A 20,099-nucleotide genomic window follows, 5' to 3' on the forward strand; every position below is an offset into this window, starting at 1 on the left:
CTGCATGGATTGAAATTAAAGTTATTTTTCCTAATTTTATGGAATTTTTCAGTTGCAGTCTTTATGACTGCATGGATTGAAATAATGGATGAATTTCATGATGATAGTATGAATGAAAGTTGCAGTCTTTATGACTGCATGGATTGAAATCAAACGTATAAGAGACCAGGCTACAATGACATTTGTTGCAGTCTTTATGACTGCATGGATTGAAATACTAAATATGGTTGTTGATGATATGGAAATTAATAGTTGCAGTCTCTATGACTCCATGGATTGAAATTCTGGTACTGTTTTTTTCTTGTCCTAACGTTCCTGGAGTTGCAGTCTTCATAACTGCATGAATTAATTACCAATACCGTACAACTGAAACCTATTAACACAAACATCAAATTTTTTTGCAAAAGTTCCATCTTGTTCCCAATGTATGTCCAATACATCAGCACTTACAATAACATCGTTTGAGAACTATTTTTTACTCAGATAATCATTATTTTCTCTGCCAGAAAAATAGTGAAACCATAAATTTTAATAAAACGATAAAAATATGTTGACAATTGGATGAGAAGAATGTAATATTCTGATTAAATATTAAGCGGACAAAAGAAGAGTACCTTTTTTGATACTTTACAGGGAGCTGACGGTTGGTGTGAGTCAGTAAGTTAAAGAAAGTGAATGGGCTTTTGCGCTGAGACATTGAACTGAAGTAGGTGGCTCCGGGAACTCCCGTTACAGAGGAAAATCGTTGATAGACGATTGATAACGAGAATTTGAATGGAATGATTCAAATTAATTGAGGTGGCACCGTGAATTTATTCGCCCTCAGACTTGCTTTTAGCGAGTCTGAGGGCTTTTTTGTATTTAACGGTCGGAAAGGATGAATAAAATGAAAATTACTCGACAAATACAAGGGGATTATTTGACACCAGTATCTATTTTTTTAAGAATCCAAAACGATAAAAAGTTTTTATTGGAAAGTAACCCGCGTGAAGCAGAAGAAGGCGCGCGTTATTCGATTGTTGCCCTTGATCCTGTTAAAGTATTACGCTATCAAGAAGGAATTTTTTCAGTAAATGGTGATAGCTTTCCTTGTTCGGACCCTTTGAAAGAATTAGAGAAACATATCCTACATGATGAAGAAACAATTCCTGAAATTCCGTTCCAGGGTGGAGCAATTGGTTACGTTGGGTATGATGTGGCTGCTTGTTATGAAAATATTGGAGAAATTCCAAAAGATGGATTGAATGTACCCGATATTTATTTCTATGTTTTTGAAACTTTCGTTGTATATGATCACCATACAGAGATAGTGACTATCGTTCATTCAAATGCTTATAGTCAAAAAACAGTCATAGAAATGGAAACTCGGATTCAAGAGATTATTCAATTCTTACAAACTCCTTCAAGCAAAGAATTGATTGAGAAAAAAGAAATAAATTTACCGTTCACTAGCAATGTTAGTCAAACAGAATTTGAAAATCGTGTTTATCAAGCAAAAAAACTAATTGAGGCGGGCGATTTATTTCAGATTGTTCTATCTCAACGTCTTCAAGCAGAATTTGAAATAGATCCATTTGATTATTATCGTTACTTACGTTTATCCAATCCCTCTTCGTATATGTATTTCCTTGATTTTGAAGAATTACAGGTTGTCGGGTGTTCACCAGAAAGTTTGGTTAGTGTAAAAAATGGACTTGTAACAACGAATCCGATTGCTGGTACTAGAAAACGTGGAGCCACAGTCGAAGAAGATGTAGCGCTAGCAGAAGAACTTCTGGCAGATGAAAAAGAACGTGCCGAACATATGATGTTGATTGATTTAGGCCGAAATGATATTGGTCAGATTGCCAAACGAGGAACTGTACGTTTACCTATCCATATGACCATTGAAAAATATCGTTATGTGATGCATATAGTTTCTTTAGTAACTGGTGAATTAAAAGAAAACTTAACGCCAATGGATGCTTTGAGAGCAACTTTGCCAGCAGGCACTGTCAGCGGTGCACCTAAAATTCGCGCTATGACGCGGATTTATGAATTAGAACCAGTTAAGCGTGGGATGTACGCTGGGGCAGTTGGTTATTATTCCATGAACAATCAAGCAGACCTTGCCATCGCGATTCGAACAATGCTAATTAAAGATAAAAAAGCTTATATTCAAGCAGGTGCGGGTATAGTAGCAGATTCAGATCCGACAGCTGAATATTATGAGACATTACAAAAAGCCAAAGCTCTTTTGGAGGTGGGAAGATGATATTACTTGTTGATAATTATGATTCATTTACACATAATTTAGCCCATCAATTTCATACTGAACTTGTCATTTTGAGAAATGATGATCCTGAATTAATTGAAACTGCACAAAGAGCATCTGCGGTTGTTTTTTCACCGGGCCCAGGGCGACCAGATGAAGCAGGGTTAATGGAAGAAATAATTCGTCGTTTTTATACAGAAAAACCAATGTTAGGGATTTGTCTAGGCCATCAAGCGTTAGGAGAAGTTTTTGGCGGAAAGATTAGAGTGGCTACAAAAATTATGCATGGGAAAGTTTCCAAATTAAAACATGAACAACAAGGATTATTTCGTGATGTGAGTTTGGATACAGAGATTATGCGTTATCATTCGTTAATTATTGAGCCAAAGACGATACCGGAAGTATTTGAAATATATGGATATGCTGATGATGAAATTATGGCGATTAAGCACAAAGATTATCCTGTTTATGGTTTACAATTTCACCCAGAATCTATTGGAACGACAGAAGGTCAGGCAATGATCGATGCATTCCTAGAAGTAGTGGAGGACAAATAAATGAAAGAGTTATTTGAAAAATTATATCAAAGAAATGACTTAACTGAATCAGAGATGACGCAACTAGCAGAATCACTTTTTGCAGGAGAATTAAACGACTCACAAATTTCTGCAGCATTGATCGCTTTAAAAATGAAAGAAATAACCTCGACAGAAATGGCTGCAATTGCAAAAGTAATGCAAAAAAAAGCTTTGACTATTGAAAATGCGCCAATTAATACGATGGATAATTGCGGAACCGGTGGCGATCACTCTAATAGTTTTAATGTGAGTACGACGACAGCTTTTGTTTTAGCGGCAGGAGGGATTCCGATGGCAAAACATGGGAATCGTAGTATCTCTAGTCGTTCTGGTAGTGCTGATGTTTTAGAGGAATTAGGCGTGAAATTAATGACTTCGCAAGAACAAATCAGCCAATTACTAAATGAAATTGGAATTGCCTTCTTATTTGCACAATCAATGCATCCTAGCATGCGTTATGTAAGTAGTGTTCGTCGTGAGCTAGCAACACCTACTATTTTCAACTTAATTGGGCCGTTAACAAATCCAGTAAACTTAGAGACACAATTAATGGGAACTTTTGCAGGTAGTTTGCTTAAGGAAACAGCAGAAACATTAGGTAAGCTTGGACGTAAACGTGCCATTGTTTTGCAAGGAGCATATGGAATGGATGAAGCCAATTTAGCTGGGGATACCAAATTTGCCTTGCTAGAGAATGGGAAAGTAGAAGAACGAACCATCTCTGCTGCTGAAGTCGGTTTACCAGAATATCCATTAGATGCAATTGTCGGTGGTGATGCCAAACGAAATGCAGAAATTCTTGTTTCTGTCTTAGAAAATCAACCTTCACCGTTTTTAGATACCGTCTTATTAAATGCGGGGTTAGGCTTTTATGCAAACGGGAAAGTTAATAGTGTAAAAGAAGGTGTGGAAGAGGCTAGAAAAATTATTGCTTCGGGTACAGCTCGTGAAAAATTGACACAGCTAGTTGAGAAGCAAAAGGAGGTTCAGTAATGGATTTTTTAGAGAAAATTTTAATTGAAAAACGCAAAGAAGTCGCCAAATTACCAGTTATTGAACGGATAAATCAAGCTAAGGGTGCCCCTTTTTATCAACAAGTAAAAGAGCATCCAACAAAATTGCATGTGATTGGAGAAATTAAACGTGCGTCTCCTTCGAAGGGGGAAATCAATGTCGGTGTCGATATTGTATCGCAAGCAAAATCATATGAACAAGCAGGTGTTTCAGCTATTTCCGTCTTAACTGATGAAGTGTTTTTTAAAGGGAATATGACTGACTTACAAACGGTAGCCAAAAATGTTCAAGTTCCTGTTTTATGTAAAGACTTTATTATAGATGAAAGACAATTATTTCGTGCAAAAAATGCAGGAGCTAGTATGGTATTGTTGATTGTTGCAGCATTACCTTTTGATAAGTTAAAAGAATTGCACGAGAAAGCAACCAGACTTGATTTAGAGGTCTTGGTCGAAACACATAACGTTGAAGAAATGGAAAAAGCACATGCTATTGGTGCTAAAATTATTGGTGTAAACAATCGTAATTTAAAAACGTTTATTGTGGATATCCAACATAGTTTAGATTTAGCTCAACCAGACGCAGGCCCTGTCTATATTAGTGAATCTGGTTTTGTTACTGGAGAAGATGCCAAACGAGTAGCTAAAGACTATCATGTTATCTTGGTTGGTGAAACGTTAATGCGTGCAGAAAATCCAAAAGAAAAAATTGTAGAATTGCGAGTGAATCGCTATGACGAAAGTTAAAATTTGTGGTTTGATGAATAAACAAATTGTCGATGAGGTTTGTCGTTTAGGTGCAGATTATCTTGGTTTTGTCTTTGCGAAGAGTAAACGTGAAGTGACCCCTGAGCAAGTACGACTAATGACGAGTGAGGTACCCGTTACAATCAAAAAGGTTGGTGTATTTGTGTCTCCAACAATTGCACAACTACAGTCAGTTGTGCAAGAAGCAAAGTTGGATCTGGTTCAAATTCATGGCGAATTTCCTCAAGGAAGATGTGATGTTCCGATGATTCAAGCAAAAAGTGTCCATGGAAGTGAACAAGCGTTTACTACAACAGCAGATTTTCTATTACTAGATGCACCGCCCAAAGCGTATTATGGAGGAAATGGGGAAACATTTTCGTGGGCAGACACCCAACCTGATTTGTTACCAAAAGAAAAGTTATTCGTTGCTGGTGGCTTGACGATAGAAAATGTTCAACAAGCAATTGCTTATTTTCAACCATTTGGTGTCGATGTTTCTAGTGGCGTTGAAACGAATGGTATGAAAGATTTAGCGAAAATTCAAGCATTTATTAATCAAGTAAAGGAGTATGACCATGTATCAACAACCAAATAATAAAGGATTTTACGGTGATTTCGGTGGGCAATTCGTACCCGAAACTTTGATGTATGCCGTGAAAGAGCTAACCCAAATTTATGAAGAAGCAAAAAATGATCCAGAATTTCAAGAGACTTTAGATTATTATTTAAAACAATATGTTGGTCGCCAAACCCCGCTATATTATGCCGATAACTTAACTAAGCATCTTGGTGGTGCCAAAATCTATTTAAAACGTGAAGATTTGAATCATACTGGAGCTCATAAAATCAATAATGCCATTGGCCAAGTATTGTTAGCTAAACGCATGGGGAAAAATAAAATTGTTGCGGAAACAGGTGCAGGCCAACATGGAGTAGCTACTGCAACTGCTGCTGCATTATTTGGAATGGAATGTATTATTTTCATGGGTGAAGTTGATGTGAAACGTCAAGAATTAAATGTTTTTCGCATGGAGTTATTAGGAGCGAAAGTGGAAAGCGTGGTTTCTGGTAGTCGTACATTAAAAGATGCTGTCAATGAAGCTTTACGCTACTGGGTAGCAACAGTAGAAGATACCCATTATGTATTGGGATCAGCGCTAGGCCCGCATCCATTTCCAGAAATCGTTCGTGATTTTCAAAGTGTAATTGGCACTGAAGCAAAGCAGCAATTCTTCGAAGCAGAAGGGAAGTTACCTGAAGTAGCATTAGCTTGTGTTGGTGGAGGTAGTAATTCTATTGGCTTGTTCTACCCATTTATTAATGACGATGTCCGCTTAATTGGGGTAGAAGCCGCTGGAAAAGGATTAGATACTAAAGAACATGCCGCCTCAATCACAAAAGGTGATGTTGGTGTGCTACATGGAAGCAAGATGCATCTTTTACAAGATGATGATGGTCAAGTACTAGAAGCATTCTCTATTTCTGCAGGTTTAGATTATCCAGGTATTGGACCTGAGCATTCACACCTATATACTTCTGGTAGAGCAGAGTATAAGACGATAACCGATGAGGAAGCTTTGGCAGGTTTCCATTTGTTATCACGTATTGAAGGTATCATACCGGCATTAGAAAGTTCACATGCAATTGCTTACGCCATGAAATTAGCGAAAGAAATGTCCTCAGAAGAGAGTATTTTAATTTGTTTATCCGGTCGTGGGGACAAAGATGTGCAACAAATTAAAGAAAGGATGGCACAGGAATGAAATCATTGACACATGTATTACAACAAAAAAAAGACAATGGCGATAAATTATTTATTCCTTATATTATGGCTGGAGCAAATGGCTTAGAATATTTAGCTGATGAAATTGAAATGTTAGCAGACAGTGGAGCAAATGCAATTGAATTAGGGGTTCCTTTTTCAGATCCAGTAGCTGATGGACCTGTAATTCAATTAGCAGGTATTCATTCGCGTGAGCATGGAACAACTTTAAAGAAAATCATTGCTTTTCTAAAAGAATTTAATTCACCCGTACCCTTAATTTTAATGGGATATTTTAATTCTTTCTTGCATTATGGCTTAGATGAGTTAGTGGAAGATTTAAGTTCTACAGATGTAAAAGGGGTGATTATTCCTGATTTACCTTATGAACATCGAGAAATGTTTTTAGAACCCGCAAAAGACAGTGACATTGCATTTGTTCAACTGGTAACTTTAACTAGTTCAGATGAACGGATTGAACAATTAGTCAATGATGCAGATGGATTCATTTATGCAGTAACAATTAATGGAACAACTGGGATTAATCGAAACTATCAAGAGAATCTATACCAGCATCTACAAAAAATTACTGAAAAAAGCCCGATTCCCGTTTTAGCTGGTTTTGGAGTGTCCAAAGCAGAACACGTTCAGACCTTTAACAAGTATTGTGACGGAGTAATTATTGGCAGTTGTATCGTCCAAAGCTTAGCACAAGTAGGTGTAAGTCAGACGCATGAATTAATTGAATCATTATTTGCATAAAAAGTGTTGCGGCAATTTTGTCGCAACACTTTTTTAGAATATATTTACTTAACATTCATTTTTTTTTCATGTACAATAGTAAAAAGTCGTTAAATTTTAATTTGTTTTTCATTTTTAAATACACGCTTTAGTAAAAATTACTATTTGTGCAGAAAATAAAAAAAATTCAGAAAACTTATTGACTTTTATTTTGATTAACGTTATATTGTAAAAAATCAACAAAATAAACCAGATTTAAAAATAGATTTTTCAACTTGTAAGGAGACGATTCACATGCACAAAGAAAGACATTACTTATTAGTCATTATTAGGTAAGTGGACTTAGAACACGGAAAAAAAATCCGGTTGTTTGAGTCCTATTTGTGTTAGTGAATGGGATTCTTACAAGAGAGCATCCCATTCTACTTTGTTAGAAGGATGCTCTTTTTTTCAGAAAAATCTGGCGTAAGGAACTAGGAGTGGAACTATGAGAAGCGATCAAATAAAAAAAGGAATTGATGCAGCACCAGCTAGAAGTTTGTTATATGCAACCGGGCAAGTAAAGAATATTCAAGATATGAATAAACCTTTCATTGCTATTTGTAATTCATATATTGACATTGTCCCGGGACATGTTCATTTAAGAGAACTAGCTGATGTTGCAAAGGAAGCAATTCGAGAAGCAGGAGGTATTCCGTTTGAATTCAATACTATTGGTGTTGATGACGGAATTGCGATGGGTCACATCGGGATGCGCTACTCATTACCAAGTCGTGAATTAATTTGCGATGCTGCTGAAACAGTTATTAACGCTCACTGGTTTGACGGAGTTTTTTATATGCCAAACTGTGATAAAATTACCCCCGGAATGATTATGGCAGCGATGCGTACCAACGTTCCAGCTATTTTTTGTTCAGGAGGTCCAATGAAAGCAGGTGTTGATCCACGAGGACATCAAATTACTTTATCAAGTATGTTTGAAGCAGTTGGTGCACATAAAGCAGGAACAATGTCTGCAGAAGAATTTAAGTTTATGGAAGAAAATGCATGTCCAACATGCGGTTCATGTGCAGGAATGTTTACGGCCAACTCAATGAATTGTTTATTAGAAATTTTAGGATTAGCTTTGCCAGGAAATGGGACAACATTGGCGGTTTCAGAAGATCGTCGTGAACTGGTTCGTCAATCCGCATTCCATTTAATGGATTTAGTTAAAAAACAAATTAAACCTCGGGATATTGTAACAAAAGAAGCGATAGATGATGCTTTTGCTTTAGACATGGCAATGGGAGGTTCAACAAATACGGTGCTCCATACGTTAGCAATTGCGAATGAAGGTGAGATTGCCTACAATTTAGCAGATGTGAATGAAATTGCCAAACGAGTACCATATCTTTCGAAAATTGCGCCTTCATCTGCTTATTCCATGCATGATGTACATGAAGCAGGTGGTGTATCAGCCATTATTCATGAACTTTGTAGTATTGAAGGAGCGATTCATCCAGATCGTATTACGGTTACTGGAAAAACAATTCGGGATAACGTTAAAGATTCGATTATTCGAAATCCAGAAGTAATTCATCCAAAAGAAAATCCATACAGTCCTGTTGGTGGTTTATCTATTTTATATGGAAATATTGCACCAGAAGGAAGTGTCATCAAAGTAGGCGGTGTTGATTCAGACATTCATGAGTTTAAAGGCAAAGCAATTTGTTTTAGTACACATGATGAAGCAGTTGCGGCAATTGATGATGGTACAGTGAGAAAAGGACATGTGGTAGTTATTCGCTACGAGGGACCAAAAGGTGGGCCAGGAATGCCAGAAATGTTGGCACCTACTTCAAGTATTGTTGGTCGTGGTTTAGGACGAGATGTTGCTTTGATTACAGATGGTCGTTTCTCAGGGGCAACCAGAGGAATTGCTGTTGGACATGTGTCACCAGAGGCAGCAGCTGGCGGGCCATTAGGTTTAGTTGAAGATGGCGATAGTATTACTATTGATTTAAAAAATCGTACACTCAATGTTGAATTATCTGATGAAGAATTAGCTGAACGCGAAAAGACACGTCCAAAATTTGAATTTAAAGTAAAACATGGTTGGTTAGCGCGTTATACAGCATTAGTAACATCTGCCCATACAGGGGGAATTATGCGAGTTCCAGAAGACTAGGAGGAAATTTAATGAAGAATCAAGAACAAGAAATAGCTCAAAAAATGTCAGGAGCAAGACTTTTATTAAAATGCTTGCAAAAACATGATGTTGAATTAGTTTTTGGGTATCCTGGTGGTGCGGTTCTTCCATTATATGATGCTTTATACGATGCAGAAATTCCTAATATCCTAACACGGCATGAGCAAGGCGCAGTACATGCAGCAGAAGGGTATGCCAAAGCAACTGGCAAGCCTGGTGTAGTAATTGTAACGAGCGGTCCTGGTGCAACGAACGTTGTGACAGGAATTGCAGATGCGATGGGCGATTCAGTTCCTCTAATTGTTATTACAGGACAAGTTGCGACACCTGGTATTGGGAAAGATGCATTTCAAGAAGCAGATATTTTAGGAATTACACTACCTATCACAAAACATAATTACCAAGTACGTGATGTTGGAGAATTAGAAAAAACAATTGATGAAGCTTTTCATATTGCAACAACTGGTCGTAAAGGGCCTGTTGTGATTGATTTGCCAAAAGACATTTCAATTATTGAAGGTACGTATACGCAACGGACTAAACCTGTCAATTTGATTAGCTATCAGCCAACAACTAATCCTTCACAGTTACAATTAACGCGTTTGATGGAGCAATTAAAAAAAGCGAAAAAGCCAATTATATTAGCAGGAGCAGGGATTACTGCTGCAAAAGCGTCAAGAGAGTTACAAGAATTTGTTGAACGATATAAATTACCAACAGTTAATACGTTACTTGGTTTAGGAACGTTACCTGCTAACTGTCCTTACTTTTTAGGGATGGGTGGGATGCACGGTAGTTATGCAGCTAACATGGCATTAGCTGAATGTGATCTACTTATTAACATAGGGAGCCGTTTTGACGATCGTTTAGCTACATGTCCAAGTCAATTTGCAACAGGAGCAGTTATTGCGCATATTGATATTGATCCAGCTGAAATTGGAAAAATAATTCCAACCGATATTCCGATTGTAGGGGATGCGAAAAATGCTTTAGAAAAATTATTAGCTTTTGAACCATTTGAAGTTGATAGTCAAGCATGGCAGGAACTTTGCATCGAACGTAAGCAGAAGTATCCATTTAAATACGATCGTGAAAATAAAGAAGAGATTAAGCCACAACGTGTTATTGAAAAAATTGGAGAAATTACTAAAGGCCAATCGTTTGTTTCAACTGATGTTGGCCAACATCAAATGTGGGTTGCGCAATATTATCCATTTAATTTTCCAAATCAATTAATCACAAGTGGTGGACTTGGAACGATGGGATTTGGCATACCAGCTGGAATTGGAGCACAATTTGCTTATCGTGATCGTCCTGTAATTGTTTTTGTTGGTGATGGTGGTTTCCAAATGACAAACCAAGAATTTGCTATTTTAAATGAAAATGGTTTGAACGTTAAATTTGTATTGATTAACAATGGTTCTTTGGGAATGGTTCGTCAATGGCAAGAACGGTTCCATAATGAAAGACGTTCTTCTTCTGTTTTTAAGGGACAGCCAGATTTCATTAAACTAGCAGAGGCTTATGGAATTGATGCTGTGCGTATCACAAATCCTGCCACTGTCGATAGCGAGTTAGAAGCAGCCTTTGCAAAAGAGGGACCATTATTAATCGAAGTAATTGTTTCAAATTCGGAACAAGTTATGCCGATGGTTCCTGCGGGAGTTCCTAATGATCAGATGATAGGGGTGGAATAGAATGAGACGAATTATAACGGCAATCGTTTATAATAAATCCGGTGTATTAAGTCGAGTTACGAGTGTCTTGAATCGTCGACAAGTGAATATTGAAAGTATTTCAGTCGGTGTGGTTGAAGCAGAAATTTCTCGAATGACAATTGTTATTAATGTAAACACTTTGCCAGAAGCAGAGCAAGTAACAAAACAATTGAACAAACAAATCGAAGTGGTGAAAGTGTCAGATATTACGGATGATCCACATATCGAAAGAGAATTAGCTTTAATCCAAGTGAATGCACCAATGAGTGTCCGATCCGAAATTCAAGCAGTTATTGCACCATTTCGTGCTGATATCGTTGATGTAGCACAAAAAACTATTATTGTCCAAGTGGCTGGTACCCATGACAAAATTGATGCATTTATTGATGTGTTACGTCCATATGGTATCAAACAATTGGCAAGAACCGGTATTACCGGTATAAAAAGAGGTTAATCGCATTAAATTGCTTTTAATATATAGAATAAAAAGAAGATTATAACTTTGGAGGGAATAGGATTATGGTAAAAGTTTATTATGAAGATGCAGTAGTAGAAAATGCACTAGAAGGAAAAACAATTGCGGTTGTGGGATACGGTTCTCAAGGACATGCCCATGCACAAAACCTAAGAGATAATGGCCACCAAGTTATCATCGGAATTCGTGAAGGTAAATCAGCAGAAGCAGCCCGTGAAGATGGCTTTGATGTTTTAGAAGTAAGTGAAGCGGCAAAACAAGCAGAAGTAATCATGATTTTAGCACCTGATGAAATTCAAGGTTCACTTTATGAAAATGAAATTGCACCTAACTTAGAGGCAGGAAATTCATTAGTATTTGCTCATGGATTTAACATTCATTTTGATGTTATCACTCCTCCAGCAGATGTGGATGTATTCTTAGTTGCACCAAAAGGACCAGGTCACCTAGTTCGTCGTACATTTACAGATGGCTTTGCTGTACCAGCATTATTTGCGGTATATCAAGATGCTACTGGTAAAGCAAAAGAAACAGCATTGTCTTATGCTAAAGGAATTGGCGCAACTCGTGTAGGTGTGTTAGAAACAACATTCAAAGAAGAAACTGAAACTGACTTATTTGGTGAACAAGCAGTTCTATGTGGTGGATTGACTAGCTTGATTGAAGCTGGTTTTGAAACATTAGTTGAAGCTGGCTACCAACCAGAATTAGCCTACTTTGAAGTATGTCATGAAATGAAATTAATCATCGACTTAATTTATGAAGGTGGATTCGCTAAAATGCGTCATTCTATTTCTAATACGGCTGAATATGGGGACTACGTTTCTGGACCACGTGTTATTACAGAAGTTGCTAAAGAAAATATGAAAGCTGTGTTAACTGATATTCAAAATGGAACATTTGCAAATAATTTTGTAAAAGACAACGAAAATGGCTTCCCAGAATTCAAGAAAATGCGCGAAGAACGTGCCGGTCATCAAATCGAAGCTGTTGGTGCTGAATTAAGAAAAATGATGCCATTTGTAAAAACAATCGACTAAGACAATAAGTAGGGGTGTGAATAATTTGGGGTTAGTAACAAGAAATGATGTAGACCAAGCGTATCAGCTACTCAAATCAGCTGTTACTCATACACCATTACAATATGATCGATATCTATCTGAAAAATATCAAGCAACAATCTTACTAAAACGAGAAGACTTGCAAAAAGTACGTTCATTCAAATTGCGTGGTGCTTATTATGCGATTAAGAAACGCACAAAAAATGAATTAGAAGCAGGTGTTGTGTGTGCGAGTGCAGGAAATCATGCACAAGGAGTTGCCTATACTTGTCGAGAAATTGATGTGCAAGCAGTAATTTTTATGCCAAGTACAACCCCTCAACAAAAAGTATCACAAGTTTCTTTCTTTGGTGGTAATAATGTCACAATTGAATTAGTAGGAGATACCTTCGATGCCTCGGCAGCGGCTGCCAAAGCTTTTGCAAAAGAAAAAGGGATGGCGTTTATTGATCCTTTTGATGATCCGGCTATTATCGCTGGTCAGGGAACATTAGCAGCGGAAATGATGGCAGATGCGCTAGCGGAAAGCTATCAGCCAGATTATGTATTTGCAGCAATTGGCGGTGGTGGTCTCATTAGTGGTGTTAGCACTTATGTTAAAGCTGTTAGTCCAGTAACTAAGATTATTGGCGTAGAACCAAAAGGAGCCCCTTCTATGCAAGAGGCCTTTGATTTTGGTGCCCCTGTTGCCTTGGATCAACTCGATAAATTTGTAGATGGAGCAGCTGTAAAAGAAGTCGGACAACTTACCTATCAACATGCTAAAGAATATGTTGATCAGCTGATGACGGTAGATGAGGGTCTAGTTTGTTCTACAATTCTAGAGTTGTATAGTAAACAAGCCATTGTTGCAGAACCTGCGGGTGCATTAAGTGTTGCCGCACTAGAAGCGATGCGAGATGAAATCAAAGGGAAAACGGTTATTTGTATTATTAGTGGTGGCAACAATGACATTAATCGTATGGCTGAAATTGAAGAGCGTTCATTGATATATCAAGGGTTGATGAATTACTTTGTTATCAATTTCCCACAACGTCCAGGTGCGTTAAAGGAATTTGTTAGTGAGGTGTTGGGTCCAGATGATGATATTACTCGTTTTGAATATACGAAAAAAATCAATCGTGGATCAGGACCCGTTGTTCTAGGTGTTTTATCAAAAACCCGGGAAGATGTACCAAGTCTATTTGAACGAATTGCTGAATTTGATCCAAGTTATATTGATTTGAGTGAAAACCAATCGTTATTCACCTTATTAGTCTAATGAAAAAAGCAAAATCTTTCGAGATTTTGCTTTTTTCTGCTATTTAAATAAACATGTTATAATACATAACAAGGAGGGAGAAAAATGCAGTTAGATTATCAAAAAAATAATACCTCAACAACAATTGTTTATGGTGAAATTTTATCTTCAAGTATCAAGGCAACAATGTTTGAGAATAAACACATTATTGTATTAACAAATCAACGTTACTACGATCATTTTTTTGAAAAAATTCAACACATTTTTTCTCCACAACCAATCGATTGGTATGTTTGTAGTAATTTGATTTATGGTAACCATGTTCGTGAACTTATGGATATATTAGACTTTTTAAGTCGTTTTTCCCCCAATGAAGAGTATTTATTTGTGGCTTTTGGAAATGAGGGGGTCATTCAACTGACTGGTTTTATTCAAAAAACAACCATTCTATCAGGTGATTTTTGGGTATTACCTACGACGTTACGTGCCTTTGCAGTAGCGCTTGTTGAAGAACGGTTTATTTGTAAGCAATCAATGGAAATACTTTTAACAGAAAAAAACTTACCAGAAAAAATTTTTTTAGACCAAACTATTGTTGCGGGACAAAAAGATGGAAAATTAGTAGACTTACAAACATTCATTCGTTTAGGACTAGTTTATGACTACACCTTTTTACAAACGTTATTTAAAAATTTTCCTAATAGAAAACAGGTTCAAACCACTTCTTTTATAGCTTTTGTAGGGAAAGTAGTAGACAGTTATCAACATTCTTCAAAAGAAATTGAAGAATTTGGCGAAATTTTTGAAAAGGCATTTTATTTTACAACCAATGGCCATCTACTCTCAGAAAATATGAAACGCTTTTTAGGAATGGTGTTACATCTGTTTTGGAATTTAGAAGTTATGGAAACCACTTTTCGAATTAAAAATTTTATGATTTGGTTAAAACATTTAGGCTTTCCAATTGTTTTTCCAGAGCAAATTTCGGTTGCTGAATACTTGCAAAATGTGTTACATTTACAAAAAAAGAATCCACAGTTGGTGGTTTTGTCAGAAATTGGTACAATAGGAAGAGAGCAATCGATGACTGAAAATCAATTAATACAGTCGATGGAGCATTATCAAAAAATGATTGCCGAGATTTGAGGGAAGAAAATGACATACAGTGAGAAAATGCTTCAAGCATTACAAAACGAAGATTTAGCTGAAGCACAATTATCTTTAGAAGAAGCACTAAAAAAAGATAATGATACTATTTTGGCAGAATTAGGTGAAGAACTATTAGCTATTGGTTTTTTAGAGGAAGCCAAAGCAGTTTTTATAGCATTAAAAAAACGTCAACCAAAAGAAGATGCCTATAATTTACCACTTGCTGAAATTGCTATTGAGAATAACGAAATAGATGATGCATTCGACTATTTAGAAACAATTTCTAAAACAAACGAGGCATATCCGCAAGCTTTATTGATTACAGCTGATTTATATCAAGTATTAGGCATTCCTGAAGTAAGTGAGGCAAAATTAAAAGAGGCTGCACAATTACTTCCAGAAGAGAATTTAATTCAATTTGCTCTAGCTGAGCTATATTTTTCAATGGATAAATTTGCTGAAGCAGAACAAATTTATCGCAATCTTTTACAAGATAACACATTGGACGTTACAGGTATTTCGCTTACTGAAAGAATTGGTTCCTCACTAAGTATGCAAGGGAAGTTTGAAGAAGCTATTTCGTTTTTTGAAGAAGCGTTAGCAGACGAACAAACCGATGATCGTCTCTTTCAGACCGCTTTTGTTTACTTGCAATTAAAAGAAAACGAAAAAGCTATTTATTATTTACAACAGCTACGTGTAATGAACCCACAATATCAAGCTTTGTATTTGTATTTAGCAGAAGCGTTGCAAGAAGAAGAATTACTGGAAGAAGCGCAAAATGTGATCGAAGAGGGGATACAAGAAAATCCATACCAAGTTGATTTATATCATTTTGCTTCAGAAAATAGCTACCGATTACATGATGTAAAAAAAGCTGAAGACTATCTAGTCAAGGCTTTAGAGACAGGTGAAAAAATTGATGAAACATTATTAACATTGAGTAATTTGTACTTAAATGAAGAAATGTTTGATGAAGTTATTGATACCGTTAGTCGTATGGAAGACCAGGAAAATCCATACGCTTTATGGAATTTAGCACATGCCTATAATGAATTGGAAGAATTCGATTCTGCGGCGAAATATTATGAAGAAGCAAACGTTGCCTTAAATCACGAACCTGAATTTATGAAAGAGTACGGTGTTTTCTTACGGGAAGAAGGACGTTTAGAAGAAGCACGCCATCTATTGGCACATTATTTAAACCATGAACCAGGTGATTTGGAGGTACAGTCTATTTTAGACGATTTATCAGAAAGATAGGGTGAAAAAAATGACCATCAATGTTGCAGATAAAAAACGCTTTTTAAATTGGCTAGTGTCACATGAGTCTTTTTCACGTCGAGAAGTTTCTTGGATTTTAAATTATTTAACAAACCACGAAACAATATTAAAAAATATTCACTTTGTTGAACATGCAGATAAAACACCTCGGGGAATTTGCGTTCAAGTAGCTACCTTGGAAGGTGAACCAATATCATTATTTTTAGAAGACAAAGTATTTACGGATAGTGATCAAATTTTCCATGAAATTCGTTTAAACTGGAAGCATCCATTATATTTAGAATGTCGCTTTAGTCGTTCATGGGAAAATGAATTTTTTTTAGCTGTTTTAGAAGATAATCCCTATCATCGTTGGAACGAAACATTAGATGCTGATGTTTTGGCAAAAGTAGAAGAATACTTTTTTGCAGAAGATATGGAAATAGAAATTGCAGATTTATACAGACAAATTGATCAAGCTTTAGAAAAGGATAATCACGAATTGTTTTTAAAATTATCTGCTGAAGTTAATCAACTGTTAGAAAAAAAATCCTTATTGGTTGAATAAAGAAGTCCAAGAACAAATTTTGCTTGTTCTTGGACTTTTTATGCTTTTTTCATGATAAAATAAAGCCATGAATGAATGGTAAAAAAATTAGTGCGAACCATAAGCTCCCATAAATTATCTAGACGATTCGCACCGTTAGAATGTTGTTAAATGGTAAAATGATGAGAAAATAAATATGATTATATTTTTTTTACAAAAAATACATTTAATCAGGCAATATTCATTAGCAAATAAAGTTCAACACTGACTATTTTTACTACAAATCGCCGTTGCAGTTCTTGTGACTGCATGGATTGAAATTTCTGTATAGCCATATCTAACCGCAAAAAACGGTTGTTGCAGTTCTTGTGACTGCATGGATTGAAATTATTCAAGTTTACAAGCGTGGTGGCGGTGTTGAATGTTGCAGTTCTTGTGACTGCATGGATTGAAATTACAAATCCTAAACTTCTTGCTACCGTTTCTACAGTTGCAGTTCTTGTGACTGCATGGATTGAAATCCTTGTTTGATACCTTTATTTGGGATTTTATCATCGTTGCAGTCCTCGTAACTGCATAGTTTGAACGCATCGACGTATTTGGTACAGAGAACTGTTACAACATAAGTAGAAATCTATGTATACAATATGTAAGAGGTTTACAGGGAGTGGCAGAGACAAAGCAAAATAATATAAATTGTTTAATCACTCTTACTTATATGCTAAAATAGTGATTACAATCTATACAATGAAGTCGATGAAAATAATGAGTTTGAAGGGTTATTGCCAGATATGCTACCAACTTTGTAAGTTGTGAATAGAAATATAGAGTTAAATATTTCTAATACGGCAGTCCTCGTGACTGCGTGGATTGAAAGTATGAATGTGCTATAAGTGTTATGCTTATGTGACATGCACTTTGTCTGTATTGCTTTTTGATAGACGGAGTATTTAATCAGTGTATAAAAAGATGGTAGCTATTTTTAGTCAGACTCAATAATCATTTTGAAGATGGGGTTAATTTGTTAGCAGCATCATATTTTTAAACTCCTTATGAGATATAAAAAGGAGTTTTTTTGTTTGGGGCAAAAAAATTGAATTAGGAGGAACATTATGAAAAAATTTCTCTCCACACTGGCGTCACTTATTTTTGGTGGAGCAATTGGTTTGTTTTTCGTTTGGTATGCGATTATTTATCAGGAATGGGAAACTCTTCAGTATTTAATGTTGATGTTTATGGTTTGTTTCTTTTTTGTTATTCAACTGGTTATTCATGAAGTGGGACACTTATTTTTTGGAAAATTATCTGGTTATCAATTCAGCAGTATTCGTTTTTTTTCCTTTGCATTAACTAAAGATAAAGATGGAAGACTTTCTTTTCATCGATTTAATGTTCCAGGAACGTTAGGGCAATGCTTGATGATTCCACCCAAACAAGAAAAGTTTGTATTTAAACTATATTTATTAGGTGGAGTCTTAGGCAATGTGTTGATGAGTCTATTAATTTTGCTTATTTTTGGTATTCATAATACATATGCCTTGTTTTTTAATATAGTCGGTCTTTTCATCGCAGTGACAAATTTAATTCCTACAAGTTTTAATGATGGCATGAGTTATCGTTTAGCAAATTCTAGTAAAGAGCAAAAAAACTTATTGTATCTCCAATTGCAAGTGAACTATCTGACTTCTTTAGGCTATGCATACGATGAATTACCTGCCGAGTATTTTCAACCTATTGCTAGTAATCCAAATCATACGTATTTTAATGATTGGCAGACTTTTTTAATTGCGGGGCGTTACCTAACTCAAGGGAAATGGTCAGTATATCGTCAGTACTTAGAACGCATGTGGCTCAATCATGAAGAATTAATCGTACCCTATCGACTTGAGTTGAAGAAAGAATTACTTTTTGCATTATGTCTAACGGATCCAGCTGATGAGCGAATCACTATTTTGTGGAATGATAAGCAATTAAAGCAAATTCTGAAGCAACCATCTATTAGTCATCAACGATTGAAAGTGGTTTATACAAAATATATTTTGAAAGATGATTATACAGCAAGTGCAATGATCAAAGAAATTAAGCAAAAAAAATGGAAAGCATTAAATTCTGGGGATCTTCAATCAGAGTTAAAAGTAATCAATCAACTTGAGCAACAGTTTTTAGTAGAAAAAGAGGCGAAAAAATGAACGCATGTGGCATTATTGTTGAATATAATCCTTTCCATAATGGTCATAAATACCATGTGGAAAAAGCTCGTGAACTATCAAAAGCAGATATCATTATTGCGGTAATGAGTGGTAATTTTTTACAACGTGGGGAGCCTGCAATTATAGACAAGTGGTTACGTGCCAACGAAGCGCTGCAAAATGGGGTAGATTTGGTGGTAGAACTGCCAATCCAGTGGTCATTGCAGTCAGCAGATTATTTTGCACGTGGTGGGATTTTGATGTTACAAGCGTTGAAATGTGAGAGTTATTGCTTTGGCACAGACGCAACCAGTGAGTTTGACTATCAGGCATTTGGTAAATTTGTAGTAGCAAATCAGAAAAGGATTGATCAGACTTTTCAGCAGTTAACTAGCCCAACGATGACTTATGCACAAACCATGACTAAAGTTTATCAGAAACTTTATCCGCAATTAATGCTTACAGGAGAGCAGCCAAACCATATTTTAGGATTAACTTATGCCCAAGAAAATGCTCATTACGCTACTCCAATGAAAGGTATTCCGTTGCCAAGGATCGGGGCAGGGTATCATTCGGAAGAAATTCAAAATGAAATTGCGAGTGCTACAGCAATCCGCAAGGCAATAGTAGATGGTCTAACGATTGAGCAAGTGGTGCCAGAACAGACAAAAAACGATTTGCAGCATTATCAAGTCACTTGGAATGATTATTGGGAATTATTGAAGTACCGTATTATTACTAGTTCAGTTGAAGAGTTAAGAGAGAGCTATCAAATGGTTGAAGGGTTAGAATATCGATTGAAATCGCTAATTTATGAAGCAAACTCTTTTGAAGAATTTGTGCAAGCCGTAAAAACTAAACGGTACACTCAAACACGAATTCAACGTTTATTATGTTATGTCTTGTTAAATATTAAAAACAGTGATATCAAAGAAGCATGGAGAAATAACTATTTGCATATTTTAGGATTTACGGAAAAAGGGCAGCGATATTTAAATGAGAAAAAGGCAACTATAGAATATCCGGTACTTTCCAAAATTGGAAAAAAAGAAGAGCAAGAATACAAATTGGCTATTCGGAGCGATAAAATCTATCAAATGGGAAATCAGTATATTTCTGAACAAAATTTTGGTAAATTTCCAATTCGTAGCAATCCTATGTAAGAAAG

The 20,099-nt window shown here is 36.1% G+C and carries 17 protein-coding genes, 1 CRISPR repeat array and 1 other annotated feature (1 of these 19 running past the window's edge); all 17 genes read left to right on the forward strand.

What is annotated here, in order from left to right:
• A CRISPR array of direct repeats spans positions 1 to 283; the repeat unit is 32 nt; unit sequence GTTGCAGTCTTTATGACTGCATGGATTGAAAT (it extends 1,937 nt beyond the left edge of the window).
• 306 nt (positions 284 to 589) lie between these two features.
• Positions 590 to 827 (forward strand) — a binding site (T-box leader).
• A 59-nt stretch (positions 828 to 886) separates the two neighbouring features.
• Entirely contained in the window at positions 887 to 2,254 is a 1,368-nt protein-coding gene (gene trpE / locus AC4BC5_RS12990; protein ID WP_490495779.1) for an anthranilate synthase component I, read from the forward strand.
• Complete coding sequence (locus tag AC4BC5_RS12995; RefSeq protein WP_490495780.1) at positions 2,251 to 2,811, forward strand: anthranilate synthase component II; 561 nt, start codon at positions 2,251 to 2,253, stop codon at positions 2,809 to 2,811. The genes trpE and AC4BC5_RS12995 overlap by 4 nt, the downstream gene beginning before the upstream one ends.
• On the forward strand, positions 2,812 to 3,825 hold the full coding sequence (trpD, locus tag AC4BC5_RS13000; protein WP_490495781.1) for an anthranilate phosphoribosyltransferase: 1,014 nt from the start codon (positions 2,812 to 2,814) through the stop codon (positions 3,823 to 3,825). It begins immediately after the preceding gene.
• Positions 3,825 to 4,592 carry an indole-3-glycerol phosphate synthase TrpC gene (gene trpC, locus AC4BC5_RS13005; protein WP_490495782.1) on the forward strand — a complete coding sequence of 256 codons (768 nt, stop codon included), beginning with the start codon at positions 3,825 to 3,827 and terminating at the stop codon, positions 4,590 to 4,592. Before trpD ends, trpC begins: the two co-directional genes overlap by 1 nt.
• Positions 4,579 to 5,190 carry a phosphoribosylanthranilate isomerase gene (locus tag AC4BC5_RS13010; RefSeq protein WP_490495783.1) on the forward strand — a complete coding sequence of 204 codons (612 nt, stop codon included), beginning with the start codon at positions 4,579 to 4,581 and terminating at the stop codon, positions 5,188 to 5,190. Before trpC ends, AC4BC5_RS13010 begins: the two co-directional genes overlap by 14 nt.
• On the forward strand, positions 5,171 to 6,358 hold the full coding sequence (trpB, locus tag AC4BC5_RS13015) for a tryptophan synthase subunit beta (RefSeq protein WP_490495784.1): 1,188 nt from the start codon (positions 5,171 to 5,173) through the stop codon (positions 6,356 to 6,358). The genes AC4BC5_RS13010 and trpB overlap by 20 nt, the downstream gene beginning before the upstream one ends.
• Positions 6,355 to 7,119, forward strand: a complete 765-nt coding sequence (gene trpA / locus AC4BC5_RS13020) for a tryptophan synthase subunit alpha (RefSeq protein ID WP_490495785.1) — start codon at positions 6,355 to 6,357, stop codon at positions 7,117 to 7,119. Before trpB ends, trpA begins: the two co-directional genes overlap by 4 nt.
• Positions 7,120 to 7,585: 466 nt before the next feature.
• A complete protein-coding gene (gene ilvD, locus AC4BC5_RS13025; RefSeq protein ID WP_490495786.1) occupies positions 7,586 to 9,268 on the forward strand; it encodes a dihydroxy-acid dehydratase in 1,683 nt (560 codons plus the stop codon).
• 11 nt (positions 9,269 to 9,279) lie between these two features.
• A complete protein-coding gene (ilvB, locus tag AC4BC5_RS13030) occupies positions 9,280 to 10,986 on the forward strand; it encodes a biosynthetic-type acetolactate synthase large subunit (RefSeq protein ID WP_490495787.1) in 1,707 nt (568 codons plus the stop codon).
• Position 10,987: 1 nt separating this feature from the next.
• The gene (ilvN, locus tag AC4BC5_RS13035; RefSeq protein ID WP_490495788.1) at positions 10,988 to 11,461 is read left to right on the forward strand and encodes an acetolactate synthase small subunit; all 474 of its coding nucleotides are present in this window, start codon (positions 10,988 to 10,990) and stop codon (positions 11,459 to 11,461) included.
• A 65-nt stretch (positions 11,462 to 11,526) separates the two neighbouring features.
• Positions 11,527 to 12,522, forward strand: coding sequence for a ketol-acid reductoisomerase (gene ilvC, locus AC4BC5_RS13040; RefSeq protein WP_490495789.1), 996 nt, complete (start codon positions 11,527 to 11,529; stop codon positions 12,520 to 12,522).
• Between the two features lie 25 nt (positions 12,523 to 12,547).
• Positions 12,548 to 13,804, forward strand: a complete 1,257-nt coding sequence (gene ilvA, locus AC4BC5_RS13045; RefSeq protein WP_490495790.1) for a threonine ammonia-lyase IlvA — start codon at positions 12,548 to 12,550, stop codon at positions 13,802 to 13,804.
• An 84-nt stretch (positions 13,805 to 13,888) separates the two neighbouring features.
• A complete protein-coding gene (locus tag AC4BC5_RS13050; RefSeq protein ID WP_490495791.1) occupies positions 13,889 to 14,929 on the forward strand; it encodes a hypothetical protein in 1,041 nt (346 codons plus the stop codon).
• A gap of 9 nt (positions 14,930 to 14,938) precedes the next feature.
• Entirely contained in the window at positions 14,939 to 16,195 is a 1,257-nt protein-coding gene (locus AC4BC5_RS13055) for a tetratricopeptide repeat protein (protein WP_490495792.1), read from the forward strand.
• Positions 16,196 to 16,205: 10 nt separating this feature from the next.
• Entirely contained in the window at positions 16,206 to 16,763 is a 558-nt protein-coding gene (locus tag AC4BC5_RS13060; RefSeq protein ID WP_490495793.1) for a YpiB family protein, read from the forward strand.
• A 1,091-nt stretch (positions 16,764 to 17,854) separates the two neighbouring features.
• The gene (locus AC4BC5_RS13065; protein WP_490495794.1) at positions 17,855 to 18,931 is read left to right on the forward strand and encodes a zinc metalloprotease; all 1,077 of its coding nucleotides are present in this window, start codon (positions 17,855 to 17,857) and stop codon (positions 18,929 to 18,931) included.
• Positions 18,928 to 20,094 carry a nucleotidyltransferase gene (locus AC4BC5_RS13070; protein ID WP_490495795.1) on the forward strand — a complete coding sequence of 389 codons (1,167 nt, stop codon included), beginning with the start codon at positions 18,928 to 18,930 and terminating at the stop codon, positions 20,092 to 20,094. The genes AC4BC5_RS13065 and AC4BC5_RS13070 overlap by 4 nt, the downstream gene beginning before the upstream one ends.
• Positions 20,095 to 20,099 lie beyond the last annotated feature (5 nt).

Source organism: Enterococcus sp. AMC2644, from assembly GCF_058216475.1.